The following is a 14,635-nucleotide window of genomic DNA, read 5'->3' on the forward strand; positions in this document are numbered from 1 at the left end:
GTGAGCCCCACAGCGCAGCTCCTGCTGGAGCTCGGCGCCGTCCTGTTCGCGCTCGGCGTGCTCGGCCGTGTCGCCGGGCGTTTCGGCCTCTCCCCCATCCCCCTCTACCTCCTGGCGGGGCTCGCCTTCGGCCACGGCGGACTGGTTCCGCTCGACGCACCGGAGGGCTTCTTCCACACCGGGTCCGAGATCGGCGTCGTGCTGCTCCTCCTCCTGATCGGGCTCGAGTACACCGCCGAGGACCTGGTCGACAACCTGCGCACCCAGGCGCCGTCGGGCCTCGTCGACCTTGTCCTCAACGGCCTGCCGGGCGCGCTCTTCGCGATCGTCCTGGGGTGGGGCACCACCGCGGCGGTCGCGATGTTCGGGGTCACTGCCGTGAGCTCCTCGGGCATCATCTCCAAGGTCCTCACCGACATGGGCCGACTCGGAAACCGGGAGACGCCCGCGATCCTCGGCGTGCTCGTCCTCGAGGACCTCGCGATGGCCGTCTACCTGCCGCTGATCACCGCGCTCGCCGCCGCCTCCGGCGGCTGGTCGACGATCAGGGCCGTGGCCATCGCCCTCGCGGTGCTGGCCGTCGTGCTGGTCGTCGCGCTGCGGTACGGCGCCCAGGTGACCCGACTCGTCACCGGCGGTACCAACGAGGTGATGCTCCTGCGTGTCGTCGGCTTGGCGCTCCTCGTCGCGGGGCTCGCCGAGGCCGCGCACGTCTCCGCCGCCGTCGGCGCCTTCCTCCTCGGCATCGGCCTCTCCTCCGAGATCGCCGAGACGGTCCACCGCCTGCTCGAGCCGCTGCGCGACATCTTCGCCGCGGTCTTCTTCGTCTTCTTCGGGCTCTCGACCGACCCGAGCAAGCTGCCCGGCGTCCTGCTCCCCGCGGTCCTGCTGGCGATCGTCGGCGTCCTGACCAAGATCGCGACCGGCTGGTTCGCGGGCGGACGTGCGAAGGTCACACCCCGGGCGCGGTTGCGGGCCGGAGCCGCCCTCGTGCCCCGGGGAGAGTTCTCGATCATCGTCGCCGGGCTGGTGGCCGGAGCGGTCACGCCGGAGCTGGGCACCACCACGGCGGCGTACGTCCTCATCCTTGCCGTCGTCGGCCCGATGATGCCGCGGCTGATGGAGCCGATTGGGGCGCGACTGGCCGCAAGGTCCACACTGAAGGGGTGACGTCCAAGTCAGCGGGCAAGTCGGTGGAAGCGCGGCCGGTGAAGCGCCCGCGTCACCTGATGGACCCGAACAACCTGCAGCGACCGGTCAACGACCGCAGCCTCACCAACGTGCAGCGTTGGGTCTTCTCGGTGCTGGTCGTCTTCACGATCGCCCACCTCGCGGTCGGCGTCGCGATCGCCGCACAGTTCGTCAACGACGACGCGACGGCCGCGCGGATCGGCCTGAACATCATCGCCATGGTCTTCGGCATCCTCGGTGTCGCCGCCGGGATCGCGATCCACCGGAAGCCGCCGTTCGACCGGCGGCACGCGCCGTGGCTCCTGCTCGGCACGATCCCCGGCATCGTCGGCCTGGTGCTCGCGCTCAGTTAGCCCCTGATCAACCAGACGGCAGTGTCGGCCGGAAGGCTTCCGTCGGCACCGAGCGGTGACGAGGCGAGGAGCACGTCGCCGGCCGGCAGCGGTACGACGGCACTGCCGGTGTTGATCCAGCACTCGACCGCACCGTGGCGGAACGCGACATATCCATCCCCGGGCGAGCCACCGGCGACCCACTCGAACGTGTCGTCCTCGCCCAGCCGCGCGCGGCGCAGCGCCAGCGCCGCGCGATAGAGGTTGAGCACCGACGAAGGATCGGCGGACTGGCCGTCGGCGACGTACGAAGCCCACCAGTCGGGCTGCGGCAGCCACGGCTCCGTGGCCGCGCCGACGGGGCTGAACCCGGCCGAGGTGCCGGACCCCCAGGGCAGCGGCACCCGGCAGCCGTCACGGCCGACGTCGCCGTTGGTGGCGTGCAGGAAGATCGGGTCCTGCCGAGCCTCATCGGGGATGTCCTCGACCTCGGGGAGGCCGAGCTCCTCGCCCTGATAGAGGTAGACGGTCCCGGGCAGGGCGAGGACGAAGAGCGTGGCGGCCCGCGCCCGGCGTACGCCCAGCTCGAGCTCGGCGGGCTCGGACGACCACCGAAGGCGGTCCCAGACCGACTCGACCGGCCCGTCCGGCTGCGAGCGGGCATAGCGGGTGACGTGGCGGACGACGTCGTGGTTGGAGAGCACCCACGTGCTGACGCCGCCGGCCGCGGCGACCGCCGAGCGCGCGTCGTCGACGGTCTCCTTCATGAACGCCGCCTCGAAAGGCGCCCGCAGGAAGTCGAACTGGAACGCCGTGTGAAGCTCGTCGGGACGGAGGTACAGCGCGAGCCGCTCGTTGCTCGGCACCCACGCCTCGGCCACGAAGATCGGCTTGTGCGGGTACTCCTCGGCGACCTCACGCCAGGCGCGGTAGATCTCGTGGACGCCATCGTTGTCCCACGCCGGGTGCGGCTCGGTGTTGTTGCTGAGGCTGTCGCGGCGCCCCGCGTCGGGCATGCCGTCGGCCTTGACCATGCCGTGCGCGACGTCGATCCGGAACCCGTCGACTCCGCGGTCGAACCAGAACCGCAGGATGTCCTCGAACTCGCGGCGCACCTCCGGGTTGGACCAGTCGAGGTCGGGCTGCTCGGGCGCGAAGAGGTGGAGATACCAGTCACCGGGCGTGCCGTCGGCATTCGTCGTACGCCGCCAGGCCGGTCCTCCGAAGACGGACTCCCAGTCGTTCGGCGGCTCCTCGCCGGCCTCTCCGCGACCCGGCCGGAAGATGTAGCGCGCCCGCGCCGCCTCGTCACCTTCGAGCGCGGCGCGGAACCATGCGTGCTCCGACGACGTGTGGTTCGGGACGATGTCGAGGATGACCTTGAGGCCGGCGGCGTGCGCCTCGGCGAGGAACTGGTCGGCCTCGGCCAGCGTGCCGTAGTCCGGCTCGATGTCGCGGTAGTCGGCGACGTCATAACCGGCATCAGCCTGCGGCGAGGGGTACCAGGGGTTGATCCACAGCGCGTCGACGCCGAGTCCGGCCAGATAGTCGATCTTGGACCGGAGGCCTGCAAGGTCGCCGATGCCGTCGCCGTTCCCGTCGGCGAAGGAGCGGATGTAGACCTGATAGACGACGGCGTCCTGCCACCACGCGGTGCTCATGGTTCCCCACGGTACGGGGGATCCGCGCCCGGCCGGGAGACGGTCACCGCCGCGCAGCGGGCCGCGAATCCGAGTGCCCGCTCGAGGCCGACGCGGTCGATCCGCTGCAGCTCCTCGCGATTGACACCGGAGAGCGCCGCGAGGAGCCCTGCCATGAAGGAGTCGCCAGCGCCGATCGTGTCCACCACCTCCGCCTCTACCGCCGGTACGTCGACCCGCCCCGCCCCGCACATCGCGAAGGCACCCCGCCCACCGTCGGTGACGGCGACGATCGCCGGACCGAGGGCCAGCCACTCCTCGGCGACCTCGCCGAGCGGGCGTCCGGGATGGAGCCACTCGAGGTCCTCGGTGCTCGCCTTCACCACGTCGGCCGAGGCGACGAACGCCTCGATCACCGGCCCCGCGTCGCCGACCGGGCCGAGCAGCTGCGGCCGGACGTTCGGGTCGTAGGAGACGATCGCGTCCTCCCGCAGCCCGGTCAGGAGCGGGAGCAGCTCACGCGCACCGAGCACCGCCGCGACGGAGCCGGTGTGGACGAGCGTGGCCGCACCACCGGCAGGTAGCAGAGGGGTCGACCAGGCGATGTCGAAGTCGTAGAGCGCGGAGCCGTCGGGCTGGATGGTGGCCACTGCCGTCGACGTACGCACGTCGGAGGAGGCGCCGACGAGCTCGACCCCGTTCTCCGCGAGGTGGTCGCGCACGAGCCGGCCGTGGTCGTCGCCGCCCACGGGCGCCACCAGGGTGGCCTCCACCCCGAGGCGCGCCAGCCCGACGGCCACGTTGAGCGGACTGCCGCCGACCCGTGCGTCGTCAGGCTCTCCGGCGCGGCGGATGAGGTCGACCAAGGCCTCCCCGATGACGAGCGCACTCATGAGCGGACCCCGAGTCGCTGGCAGGCGATGAGGGCGAGCTCGAGGTCGAGCCGATCGTCCTCCAACGGCCGGCCGCGGAGTGCGAGGGCCTTGTCGACGCGGTACTTCACAGTGTTCTTGTGCAGGTGGAGTCGCTCGCCGGTGGCGACGTACGAGCCCTGCGTCTGCACGAAGAGGAGCAGGGTCTGGCGGAGCGCTTCGAGCGCCGGAGTGTCAGCACCCAGAGGGCCGAGCGTGCGGGCGACGAGCCGACGGGTCTCCTCGGGGTCGACGGCCAGGAGGGCCGCGGCGCGGACGTCGGACTCACCGAAGGACGTCACCCGGGCTGCGCCGCCGCCGAGTCGCGCCACACCCTGCACGCGCAGCGCCTCCAGGTGTGAGGAGCGGAAACCCTCGATGCCCCGACCCGGCGAGCCCAACGCCACCTGGACCGGGGCGGGCGCGTCAGCGACCGCGCTCTCGAGGGCCGACCAGTCGACGTCCGGCCGGTCGGTGCGAGTGCCGAGCCCGAACCACACCCAGCCCGTCGTGAGGTCGGCGGGCCAGAAGAGCGGCCGGCCCCGGGACCCCACCGCCCGGGCCAGCGCGCCGACCACGTGCTCGAGCGCGGAGAGGTCGGCGGCCTCCTCACTCGTCCAGATCACGGCGCCGAGATGGTGCTGACCGAGCCGGTGGTCGAGGGTCCTCTCCGCCGCACCGAGATCGGCGACCCCCGTCCCGCTCAGGAGCTGCTCGATCACGTCGGCCTGGGCCGCGTTGCGGAGCGCGAGCCAGCGGTCGCGCTCGGCCTGGTACTCCCGCAGCACCTGCTCGCTCACCTCGTCGATGTAGCCGAACGCGATCTCCGCCATCAACCACGACGCCTCACCGGTCATCTCCGGTGAGGGGACGAGTTCGGGGATCAACCGCAGGCCCCAGTCCATGATCCGCTGGTGGCCGAGTCGGTAGGCGCGTGCGAGCGCCGTCGGCGCGATACCGCGCTGGGCGAGCCGGCGCGCATACTCCCGCGCACCCTGCGGCGCCGCGATGTGCTCGCGGTCCAGCTGTCCGCGCAGCATCAACGAGACCGCCTCGAGGTTGCTCTCGACGCTTGCGCTCAGCAGCCCGGTCAAGTCCGGCGCCTCCTGCAGCTCGGGGATCCTGCCCTCCATGTCCGCCTTGAGGAAGACCGTGAGCTCGGTCAGCCGTCGGCTGAGCTCGCGGCCGACCTCGGCGACGACGTCGGCCGCCTCTTGGGCCGTCGAACCAGTCCCGATCGACTCCTGACGGGTCGCCATCACAGGTTCCTCGCGATCTTTCGTGCTCCCAACACAGTGACGGGCATCACATCGCGGTCCTAGCGTCGGCGTCAAGAGCTGAAAGGAAAGCCCCATGACCTATCTCCCGTGGCAGTGGCCGTCGACGTACGCCGACCGCGACTGCGTCAGCGACGACCACCGTGCCCTCACCTACGACCAGGTGTCCCGGTGGGTCGATGCCACCGCCGCGGAGCTCGCGGAGCGCGGCGTCACGGCCGGTGACGTGGTCGCGGTGAGGCTGCCGAACCGGATCGAGCTGCTCATCACGATCCTCGCGGCCTGGCGCCTCGGGGCCGCCGCGACGCCGGTCAACCCCGCCTTCACGGAGACGGAGGCCGGCCATCAGATCACCGACTCGGGCGCGGTGCTCGTCATCGACGACGCTGCCCAGCTGCCGGAGCCGGGGACGCTCGCCACCCGCGCGCTCCCCGAGCCGCCGAGCGACCCCGACGCGCTGGCGATGCTGATCTACACCAGCGGCTCGACCGGGCGGCCGAAGGGCGTCGAGCTGACCCACGCCAACCTCGACGCGATGTCGTCGCAGATGGCGGACCACATGGAGATCACACCCGATGACCACTGCCTGCTGATCCTCCCGCTCTTCCATGCGAACGCGATCTTCGTCAGCTTCCTCACCCCCATCCGCGCGGGCGGCCGGCTGACGATCATGGGCCGCTTCCACCCGACCGAGTTCCTGCAGCGCGTGGGCGAGATCCGGCCGACGTACTTCTCCGGCGTCCCGACGATCTACCAGATGCTCGTCGCCCAGGCCGCGACCGTGCAGGCCGACTTCAGCTCCCTCCGCTTCGCGATCTGCGGTGCCGCGCCGGCCAGCAGGGAGCTGCTCACCGCGGTCGAGGAGACCTTCGGCATCGGACTGATCGAGGGCTACGGCCTCACCGAGGGCACGTGTGCCAGCACGGTCAACCCCCTGCACGGACCGCGGAAGCTCGGCACCGTCGGCGTCGCCCTGCCCGGCCAGACGGTCGCGATCATGCGGGAGGACGGCACCTTCGCCCCGACAGGCGAACGCGGTGAGGTCGTCATCCAGGGACCGACCGTCATGCGCGGCTACCTCAATCGGCCGGACGCCACCGCCGGGACACTCCGGCCCGACGCGAACGGCGATGTCTGGCTGCACACCGGCGATGTCGGCGTACTCGACGACGACGGCTATCTCACGCTCGTCGACCGGATCAAGGACATGATCATCCGCGGCGGCGAGAACCTCTATCCCAAGGAGATCGAGGCCGCGCTCACCACCCACCCGGGCGTCGTGGCCGCCGCGGTCGTCGGCGCTCCGGACCCCGTGTACGGCGAGGTGCCGGTCGCCTTCGTCACCATCCGTCCCGATGCCTCCGTCACTGAGGACGACCTGCTGCGCACCGCCTCGCAGCACCTGACCCGGGTCAAGCTCCCGACCCGGATCGAGATCCTCGACGCCCTGCCGCTCAACCCGGTCGGCAAGGTCGACAAGCCTGCGCTCCGCGCCCGCCTCACCACCCTCACCAGCACTGTCACCACAGGAGCCTGAGATGCCCTTCCTCAACCCCGTCCTCCCCGACGTCGACCCGGCCGCCTTCAACGCACTGCCCCTGCGGGAGCGACTCCGTATCGGCAGCACCTTCTGGGCCGACGAGGGATTCGGCACGCCCCGCTACGTCCACGTGGTCTACATCCTCAAGGTCCTCGTGCTGTACGTCGCCCTCGGACTGCTCGTCATCGGCCTGACCAGTGACGTCGGCTCGGTGTGGCACATCGGGGACTGGTGGAAGGAGACGGTGGTCTACCAGAAGGCGATCGTCTGGACCGCCCTGATCGAGGTGGTCGGGATCGGCGGCGCCTGGGGGCCGCTCTGCGGGCACTTCAAGCCGATGACCGGCGGCGCGCGCTACTGGCTTCGCACCGGCACGATCCGGGTGGCACCGTGGCGTCTTCCGCTGACCGGCGACACCCGACGCAGCGGCGTCGACGTCGCCCTCTACGCCGCCCTGCTGCTGTCGCTGGTCGCTGCGCTCGTCGCGCCACCGAACGACGGCATGGTGCGGCCGTGGCTGCTCGCACTGCCGGTGGTCCTCTTCGCCCTCAACGGCCTGCGCGACTCGATCATCTTCCTCGCCGGCCGAGGGGAGCAGTACGTCCCGGCCATGATCCTCGGCGTGATCCTCGGCGAGACCGACCTGATCATCGCCGCCAAGCTCATCATCGTCGTCGTCTGGATCGGCGCCGGCTGCTCGAAGTTCGGCCACCACTTCGTCAACGTCGTCCCGGCGATGATCTCCAACGGCCCGTTCACTCCCGGCCGCACGGTCCGCCGCCTGCACTACCGCAACGTCGCCGAGGGCGACCTGCGGCCCTCCGGCCTGGCCTGGTTCATGGCCCACGTCGGTGGCACGACCGTGGAGATCCTCACCCCGCTGGTGCTGCTCTTCACCACCAACCGCACGGTCGTCGTCCTCGCCGTCATCCTGATGGTCGTCTTTCACGCCTTCATCACCGTCGCCTTCCCGTTGGCCGTGCCGCTGGAGTGGAACGTCCTCTTCGGCTTCCTCGCGGTCTACCTCTTCGTCGGCCACGCGGCGGGCGACGGCTGGGCGCTCGCGGACTTCTCGCACCCGTGGGCGCTGATCCCCATCGCCGCGGGCCTCGTCCTCTTCCCGGTGCTCGGCAACCTCCGACCGGACCTGGTCTCGTTCCTCCCCTCCATGCGGCAGTACGCCGGCAACTGGGCCACCTCGGTCTGGGCCTACGCTCCCGGCGCCGAGGCGAAGCTCGCCAAGCTGGGCCTCCCGGTCGAGGACATGACGACGCAGATGCGCGACCTGCTCAAGTACGACCACGACACCGCCGAACTGGCGATGAGCCTGATCTGCTCGTGGCGTTCCATGCACAGCCAGGGCCGTGGGCTCTACTCCCGACTCCTGCAGCTCGACGACATCGAGCAGCGCACCATCCGTGAGGGCGAGTTCCAGGTCAACCTCATCCGCGGCTGGAACTTCGGCGACGGCCACCTGCACGACGAGCGTCTCGTCGCCGCCGTCCAGGAGCGGATCGGCTTCGAGCCCGGTGAGCTCGTCGTCGTGTACGCCGAGTCCCAGCCGATCCACCGAGGCACCCAGTCCTACCGCGTGATCGACGCCGCCCTCGGCGTCATCGAGCGCGGCACGTGGCGGGTCGACGACGCCGTCGCCGAGCAGCCGTGGCTGCCGAACGGGCCGATCCCGCTCACCGTCACGTGGCGGCCCGCCGCGCCGGTAGGGGCGGCACCCGCGACAGCTTCGGTCGCTGCCCCTACCGTGAACCCGTGACCAATGCAGGGGTGACCGCCGTCGTCGTCGGCAGCGGGCCCAACGGGCTCGCTGCCGCACTGACCCTCGCCGAGGCCGGCGTCTCGGTGACGATCATCGAGGGGGCCGACGTCGTGGGCGGCGGCGTGCGCTCGGCCGAGCTGACCCTGCCGGGACTGCTGCACGACGAGTGCTCGGGCTTCCACCCGTTCGCGACCTCCTCGCCCTTCGCCCTCGCCGCCGGGCTCGATCACGACGTCACGTGGCGCTGGGCGCCCCACCAGCTGGCCCACCCGCTCGACGGCGGCCGGGGCGCGGTGCTCGACCGGTCCGTCGACGTGACGGCCGAGGGGCTGGGCACCGACGGCGCCAGCTGGCGCCGGATGTTCGGCCCGCTGACGGAGCGCTTCGACACGATCTCCGAGGAGTTCCTCCAGCCCGTCATCCACGTCCCCCGCCACCCCATCCACCTCGCCCGCTTCGGTGCATACGCCGCCCTCCCGGCGTCCGTACTCGCCCGTCGCTGGTCCGGAGAGGAGGCGAAGGGTCTCTTCGGCGGGGTCGCCGCGCACGGGTTCACCCGCCTCGACCTGCCCTTCTCCTCGGCGATCGGCGTAGCCCTCACCACGTCCGCCCACCGCTACGGCTGGCCGGTGGCCGAAGGTGGCTCGCAGGCGATCGCCGCTGCGCTGGTCGCACGCCTGACCTCGTTGGGCGTGCGGATCGAGACCGGCCGCACCGTCACCTCCGCCTCGGAGCTCGGGGAGCCCGACCTGCTCATGCTCGACACCGCCCCCGGCGCCGCGGCGGGCATCCTCGGGGGCCGCCAGTCCGCCCGCGCCCGCCGCGCCTACCGGCGCTACCGCCACGGCCCAGCAGCGTTCAAGGTCGACTTCGCGATCGAGGGCGGCGTGCCGTGGGCCTTCGAGCCCGCCCGCTCCGCCGGCACGGTGCACCTCGGCGGCACCTTCGACGAGATCGCGGCCAGCGAGGCGGCGGTGGCGCGTGGCGTCATGCCCGAGCGACCGTTCGTCCTCGTCGGACAGCAGTACGTCGCCGACCCGACCCGCTCTGCCTCACCGTCCGACGGCCTCAACCCGCTCTACACCTACGCCCACGTGCCGGCCGGCTTCCGGGGCGACGCGACGGAGGCGATCATCGGACAGCTCGAGCGGTTCGCTCCCGGATTCCGGGACATCGTCCGGGCGACGTACGTCCGCTCGGCCACGGCGATGGCGCAGCACAACCCGAACTACGTCGGCGGCGACATCGCCACCGGCGCCGCCGACCTGCGCCAGATCGTCTTCCGCCCCCGGGCGGGCCTCGACCCGTACTTCACCGGCGCGCCCGGCGCCTACCTCTGCTCGGCCGCCACGCCGCCCGGAGCCGGTGCGCATGGCATGTCCGGGATGCTCGCCGCCCAGTCGGCGCTGCGGTCGCTCCCATGAGAGAAGGCCCCCGCGTCTGCGAGGGCCTTCTGAATGTGCGGCTGTAGGGATTCGAACCCCAGACCTTCTGATCCGTAGTCAGATGCTCTATCCAGCTGAGCTACAGCCGCGTGTCACGTGGACTCGAAGAGAGTAGCGGACAGTCGAGGAGTTCCCGAAATCCGGGACACGAGCCGGTCATTGCAGGTATGGGATCATGGTCTCGGTCGTGGGGACCTCGACGGTGGGAGGAGGCGGACGTGGGAGACTACTCCGCTGATCAGCGCGCCCTTTTCGAAGCGGAATCGATTCCGCTCTACGAGGAGATCGTCGCGCAGGGCGGTATCGAGACGGATGATCCGCGGCTCGTGGCGGGAAGCAGCGCCCGGCCGGCGTTCGACCTGCTTGCGGAGCTCAGCCTCGTCCACCTCGACGAGGAGGCGGGCCGCTGGCTCCCGGAGGACCCGACAGCGGCGCAGGCGCGGGTGGTCAGCCCGATGTCGATCGAGGGTGCGCGACTCCTGGAGGAGTCGTCGCACTGGACGCGGGGCTTCTCGTCGCTGGCGCAGGCTTGGCGCTCCTCCTCCGCCGCTGACGAGCGCGGGCCGTTCACCTACATGCGCGGACGGGCGATCGGGCCCTACCTCGAGAGCCTCGTCGCAGAGTGCCAGGAGGAACTGCTCACCGCGCAGCCGCAGACCGGCCGCGACACCAGCCCGAGCTATACCGTCCAGGTCGCGCAGGGTGAGCGTGACCTGCTCGCCCGCGGCGCGAAGCTCCTGACGCTCTACCAGCACAGCGCCCGGCGCAGCTCGGCCACGCGGGAGTACGTCGCCGCGGTCACCGAGCTCGGCGGCGAGATCCGTACGCTCGACGAGTTCTTCAACCGGATCATCGTCGTCGACCGCCGGATCGCCGTGATCCCGGCTCCCGACGACCTCTCCGTCGCGATGGCGGTGAGAGAGCCGACCGTGGTGGCCTACCTCGTCGACGTCTTCCTGCGCTCGTGGGAGCGGGCGCGGCCGTTCAACGCCCGCGACGACCAGGCCGTACGCCAGATCGCGGTGGAGCAGCGGGCGATGACGATGCGGATGCTGATCGAGGGCTATTCGGACCCGGTCTCGGCAAAGCGCCTCGGGGTCAGCCCTCGCACGTACGCCGGCTACATCTCGGACCTCAAGGAGGAGTTCGAGGCGGAGACGCGCTTCCAGCTCGGGTACACGATCGGCCAGCAGGGCATCACGCCCGACTCGCTCTCCACCGACTGACAAATGCGCGAAAGGCAGCGGATCCGAGTATCCGCTGCCTTTCTCGCTGGAGCGGCCCCACCAGTGGGGGGCGGTGGGCGTGACCGCTCCAGAAACGGTGTCAGATGCTCACTTGAGCGTCTTCACCGGAGCCGTGGGGACGCTGTAACCCCAGCTGTAGTCCTTGGCGTGGGCCGCCGGTGACGTGAGACCGAGCAGGCCGAGGCTGACGGCGCCCGAGGCGACCGTGACCGCGATGATCCGTGCGAGCTTCATGATGGTGTCCTTGCTAGTGCGGTTGTCGTGGGTCCCGAGTGGTGGTGCCTGCAACGAGAAGTCTGCCGAGTGCGCAAGAGGCCGAGTTAGGACCTTAGTCCCTCATATCTTTGCATTGCACAAAGTTGCAGTCCAAGACCTCGGGTGGTCAGCCGCCGATCGCGCTCATGGAGCGGCTCGCCGCGGCGAACTCCTCCAGTCGGACCGGTTCGTCCAGGCCATGGCCCCGAGCCTTGCCCCACATCGCGGTTCTCCAGCGCCCCGCGATCTCGGCGTCATCCGACCCGTCGCGCAGGAGCGCCCGCAGGTCGGTCTCCGTGGTGGCGAAGAGGCAGTCCCTGATCTGGCCGTCGGCGGTCAGCCGGGTGCGGTTGCAGGCGCGGCAGAAGGGCTGGGTCACCGACGCGATCACGCCCACCGTCGCGGGGCCGCCGTCGACCAGCCATCGCTCCGCCGGGGCACTGCCACGAGGAGCCACACTCGGCGAGAGTTCGAACTCCGTCCGGAGGCTGTCGAGGATCTCGTCGGCCGTGATCAGGTTGTCGCGCGTCCACTGGTGGTCGGCGTCGATCGGCATCTGCTCGATGAAGCGCAGCTCGTACCCACGCTCCAGCGCGAACCTCAGCAGTGCCGGCGCCTCGTCGTCGTTCACTCCTCGCATCAGCACGGCGTTGACCTTCACCGGCGTCAGGCCGGCACTCTGGGCGGCCTCCAGCCCCGTGAGTACGTCGTCCAGCCGGTCCCGTCGCGTGAGCTGATGGAACCGGGCGCGATCGAGGGTGTCCAGCGAGACGTTGAGACGCCGCAGCCCGGCCTCCTTGAGCGCGGGGGCGATGCGCTCCAGGCCGAGTCCGTTGGTGGTCAGGGAGAGGTCGAGGTCGTCACCGAGCTCGTAAGTGCGCCGGATCAGGTCGGGCAGCCCGGGCCTGATCAGCGGCTCGCCACCGGTGAACCGGATCGCGTTGACACCGAGGTCCTGGACCGCGATGCGCACCAGCCGCACGATCTCGTCGTCGGTCAGCAGCTCGTCCTTGGGCAGCCACGGGAGGCCCTCGGCCGGCATGCAGTAGGTGCAGCGCAGGTTGCACTTGTCGGTGAGGGAGACGCGCAGGTCGGTGGCCCGCCGGCCGAACGTGTCGAGGAGCCCGGTCATCGGTGGATCGCCTCGGTGGTCGTGATCAGTCGCTGCGGCGTGCCGCCGCGGGCGAGCATGACGATCTCGGCGGCGATGGCCACCGCGGTCTCCTGCGGAGTCGCAGCGGCGAGGTCGAGGCCGATCGGGGAGCTGAGTCGCTCCAGGTCCTGCGCAGAGACACCTGCGGATGCCAGCGCCTCGCGGCGCTCACGGTCCGTCCGTCGGCTGCCCATCGCGCCGACGTATCCGGCGCGGCTGGCGAGCGCCACCTGCAAGGCGGGGACGTCGAACTTCGGGTCGTGGCTCAGCACGCAGATCACCGAGCGCTCGTCGAGCTCGATCTGCTCCAGATAGCGGTGCGGCCAGTCGACGACGACCGCGTCGGCGTCGGGGAAGCGCTCGGGCGTCGCGAGGGCGGGCCGCGGATCGACGACGACGACGCGGTGGCCGAGCGCCCTCCCCTGGCCGGCGACCGCCCGGACGAAGTCGTTGGCCCCAGTGAGGACCATGAGAGGCGGCGCGGGGACGGCGTGCACGAAGACGCCGTCGGTCGTTCCCGTGGGCTCACCCACCTGCTGTGCGGCGGTCGTCGTGATCAGTCCGTCGGCCAGCGTCGTGCGCAGGGTCAGGTCGCGGCCCTCGGCGAGGGTGGCGAGCACCGCGGGGTCACGGAGCACGTGGTCGTCGGTCACCGGCTCGACCAGGACGCTGATGACACCGCCACAGGTCAGGCCGACGGCGAAGGCGTCGGAGTCGGTGACGCCGTACGTCTCGAGCACGGCCTCACCCGTGACGAGCACCTGCTGCGCGAGCTCGATGACCGCGCCCTCGACGCAGCCGCCGGAGAGGGAGCCGACCACCTCGCCGTCCGCGCTCACCGCCATCGCGGCGCCGGGGAGGCGAGGGGCGGAGGACCAGGTCTCGACGACGCGGGCGAGGGCGTACGCCGTGCGGTCGGCGTTCCACCGCGCCAGCGCCTCGCTCACCTCCCGCATGGGACGAGCCTAGGGCGTCGTGCACAGCGACCGGCTGCGGACGACGAAAACCCGTTGGCTGATGGGGTCAGCGGGCGTACCTTCGTAGGACACGGAAAGGAGGTGATCCGAAGCATGATTTCTCTTCGGACGAGTGAGGTGGCTGCGCGCTAGCGCATCCCGGAAGCTCCGGCTGCCGAGGTTCGCGTCAGCGAATCCACCGCAGTCACCCGACCCGCAGACGCACCGGCATCGTCCTCGGTGAAGCCGCCAGGCACGGTCTGCGGGTCGCTTCCATTTCGCGGTCCCGTCGACGGCGCGCGGCCTAGGGTGGCGGTCGTGGCGGACGACGACTTCCCCGAGGTCACCGGGCTGGTGCTCGCCGCCGGTCTCGGCCGACGGATGGGCGGTCCGAAGGCGGAGCTCGTCGTCGACGGCGAGCGGCTGATGGACCGGGCGGTACGCCTCCTCGAGGAGGCCGGATGCGATCCGGTGATCGTCGTCGGGCAGGCGTCCTTCGCCTATCCGGAGGCGTTGGTCTTCCACAACGAGGACCCCGAGGACGGACTGCGCTCGAGCCTGCAGATCGGCGTTGAGGCGGCCGACGGCTGCGGGCCGGGCATCGTCGCCGTCATGCTCGTCGACCAGCCGGGGTTGACCGTCGAGGGCACCCGCTCGGTGGTCTCCGCCTGGCGACCCGGACGCGTCAGCGTCGGCACGATCGAGGGTCGCCGTGTCCACCCCGTGGTGATGGCCATCGACGAGTGGCACGAGGCGCTCAGTCTCGCTGGTCCCGACGAGGGCGCCCGACGCTTCCTCGCCTCCCATCCCGACCTGGTCGACGAGATCGAGGTTCCCGGCGTCGCCACGGACCTCGACACCCCCGAGGACCTCCGCCGCTTCGTCGAATCCCGGCTTCCCTGACGCCGAATCCG

13 protein-coding genes and 1 tRNA gene are annotated in these 14,635 nt (G+C 70.9%); 7 read left to right on the top strand and 7 right to left on the bottom strand.

Annotation, left to right across the window (positions count from 1 at the left end; all coding sequences use genetic code 11):
- Both LH076_RS14830 and LH076_RS14835 read left to right on the top strand, forming a co-directional pair.
- Positions 1-1,170: a cation:proton antiporter gene (locus LH076_RS14830; RefSeq protein ID WP_227781528.1), complete on the top strand. Its 1,170-nt coding sequence runs from the start codon at positions 1-3 to the stop codon at positions 1,168-1,170.
- Complete coding sequence (locus LH076_RS14835; RefSeq protein ID WP_227781529.1) at positions 1,167-1,544, top strand: hypothetical protein; 378 nt, start codon at positions 1,167-1,169, stop codon at positions 1,542-1,544. Before LH076_RS14830 ends, LH076_RS14835 begins: the two co-directional genes overlap by 4 nt.
- On the opposite strand, the gene LH076_RS14840 is transcribed toward LH076_RS14835, so the two are convergent.
- The 3 genes from LH076_RS14840 to LH076_RS14850 are packed head-to-tail and all read right to left on the bottom strand — an operon-like array spanning position 1,541 to position 5,333.
- Positions 1,541-3,184, bottom strand: coding sequence for a glycoside hydrolase family 13 protein (locus LH076_RS14840; RefSeq protein ID WP_227781530.1), 1,644 nt, complete (start codon positions 3,182-3,184; stop codon positions 1,541-1,543). The two genes, LH076_RS14835 and LH076_RS14840, sit on opposite strands and share 4 nt — an antisense overlap.
- Positions 3,181-4,056 (bottom strand): carbohydrate kinase family protein, encoded by an 876-nt coding sequence (locus tag LH076_RS14845; protein WP_227781531.1) that lies wholly within the window; start codon positions 4,054-4,056, stop codon positions 3,181-3,183. The genes LH076_RS14840 and LH076_RS14845 overlap by 4 nt, the downstream gene beginning before the upstream one ends.
- Positions 4,053-5,333 carry a PucR family transcriptional regulator gene (locus LH076_RS14850; RefSeq protein ID WP_227781532.1) on the bottom strand — a complete coding sequence of 427 codons (1,281 nt, stop codon included), beginning with the start codon at positions 5,331-5,333 and terminating at the stop codon, positions 4,053-4,055. Before LH076_RS14850 ends, LH076_RS14845 begins: the two co-directional genes overlap by 4 nt.
- Positions 5,334-5,427: 94 nt before the next feature.
- On the opposite strand from LH076_RS14850, the gene LH076_RS14855 reads away from it, so the two are divergent.
- Genes LH076_RS14855 through LH076_RS14865 form a run of 3 tightly spaced genes read left to right on the top strand, consistent with a single transcriptional unit; the run spans position 5,428 to position 10,089 of the window.
- Positions 5,428-6,888, top strand: a complete 1,461-nt coding sequence (locus LH076_RS14855) for a class I adenylate-forming enzyme family protein (RefSeq protein WP_227781533.1) — start codon at positions 5,428-5,430, stop codon at positions 6,886-6,888.
- A 1-nt stretch (position 6,889) separates the two neighbouring features.
- A complete protein-coding gene (locus tag LH076_RS14860; RefSeq protein ID WP_227781534.1) occupies positions 6,890-8,662 on the top strand; it encodes a DUF3556 domain-containing protein in 1,773 nt (590 codons plus the stop codon).
- Entirely contained in the window at positions 8,659-10,089 is a 1,431-nt protein-coding gene (locus LH076_RS14865; RefSeq protein ID WP_227781535.1) for a phytoene desaturase family protein, read from the top strand. Before LH076_RS14860 ends, LH076_RS14865 begins: the two co-directional genes overlap by 4 nt.
- A 36-nt stretch (positions 10,090-10,125) precedes the next feature.
- On the opposite strand, the gene LH076_RS14870 is transcribed toward LH076_RS14865, so the two are convergent.
- Positions 10,126-10,199 (bottom strand) — tRNA-Arg (locus LH076_RS14870).
- Positions 10,200-10,328: 129 nt separating this feature from the next.
- On the opposite strand from LH076_RS14870, the gene LH076_RS14875 reads away from it, so the two are divergent.
- Positions 10,329-11,336, top strand: coding sequence for a LuxR family transcriptional regulator (locus tag LH076_RS14875; protein WP_227781536.1), 1,008 nt, complete (start codon positions 10,329-10,331; stop codon positions 11,334-11,336).
- Between the two features lie 108 nt (positions 11,337-11,444).
- Here the strand turns inward: LH076_RS14875 and LH076_RS14880 are convergent, their stop codons facing one another.
- From LH076_RS14880 to LH076_RS14890, 3 genes are all read right to left on the bottom strand, one after another.
- Positions 11,445-11,591 (bottom strand): hypothetical protein, encoded by a 147-nt coding sequence (locus tag LH076_RS14880; RefSeq protein ID WP_227781537.1) that lies wholly within the window; start codon positions 11,589-11,591, stop codon positions 11,445-11,447.
- A 148-nt stretch (positions 11,592-11,739) separates the two neighbouring features.
- Entirely contained in the window at positions 11,740-12,744 is a 1,005-nt protein-coding gene (gene moaA / locus LH076_RS14885; protein ID WP_227781538.1) for a GTP 3',8-cyclase MoaA, read from the bottom strand.
- Positions 12,741-13,721 carry an XdhC family protein gene (locus LH076_RS14890; RefSeq protein WP_227781539.1) on the bottom strand — a complete coding sequence of 327 codons (981 nt, stop codon included), beginning with the start codon at positions 13,719-13,721 and terminating at the stop codon, positions 12,741-12,743. Before LH076_RS14890 ends, moaA begins: the two co-directional genes overlap by 4 nt.
- 318 nt (positions 13,722-14,039) lie before the next feature.
- Here LH076_RS14890 and LH076_RS14895 point away from each other — a divergent pair, with 318 nt between their 5' ends.
- Positions 14,040-14,624 carry an NTP transferase domain-containing protein gene (locus LH076_RS14895; RefSeq protein ID WP_227781540.1) on the top strand — a complete coding sequence of 195 codons (585 nt, stop codon included), beginning with the start codon at positions 14,040-14,042 and terminating at the stop codon, positions 14,622-14,624.
- Positions 14,625-14,635 lie beyond the last annotated feature (11 nt).

This window comes from Nocardioides sp. Kera G14, from assembly GCF_020715565.1.
Lineage (GTDB): Bacteria > Actinomycetota > Actinomycetes > Propionibacteriales > Nocardioidaceae > Nocardioides.